The sequence below is a fragment of the Micromonospora sp. URMC 105 genome (genome assembly GCF_051386295.1).
In the GTDB taxonomy this organism is placed as follows: domain Bacteria; phylum Actinomycetota; class Actinomycetes; order Mycobacteriales; family Micromonosporaceae; genus Micromonospora.
Window position 1 is genome coordinate 1 of record NZ_JBPQTL010000244.1, and the last position, 267, is coordinate 267.

The window sequence follows — 267 nt, forward strand, 5'->3', positions numbered from 1 at the left end:
CACGCGGACGTAGCGCAGCTGGTAGCGCATCACCTTGCCAAGGTGAGGGTCGCGGGTTCGAATCCCGTCGTCCGCTCGGAGCTGCCGCCACGCATGACGGGGGCAACCTCGGTGGGGTGGCCGAGAGGCGAGGCAACGGCCTGCAAAGCCGTGTACGCGGGTTCAAATCCCGTCCCCACCTCGGTACGAGCACGGGCGATTGGCGCAGTGGGAGCGCGCTTCCTTGACACGGAAGAGGTCACTGGTTCAAACCCAGTATCGCCCACC

At 66.3% G+C, this 267-nt stretch carries 3 tRNA genes; all 3 read left to right on the forward strand.

Going from position 1 to position 267, the window contains the following annotated elements:
* Window positions 1-3: 3 nt before the first annotated feature.
* The 3 genes from ACSNN7_RS29140 to ACSNN7_RS29150 all read left to right on the forward strand — a co-directional run bounded on the left by ACSNN7_RS29140 (window position 4) and on the right by ACSNN7_RS29150 (window position 265).
* Window positions 4-76: transfer RNA gene (locus ACSNN7_RS29140), tRNA-Gly, on the forward strand.
* A 34-nt stretch (window positions 77-110) separates the two neighbouring features.
* Window positions 111-181: transfer RNA gene (locus ACSNN7_RS29145), tRNA-Cys, on the forward strand.
* 12 nt (window positions 182-193) lie between these two features.
* Window positions 194-265: transfer RNA gene (locus ACSNN7_RS29150), tRNA-Val, on the forward strand.
* Window positions 266-267: the final 2 nt, after the last annotated feature.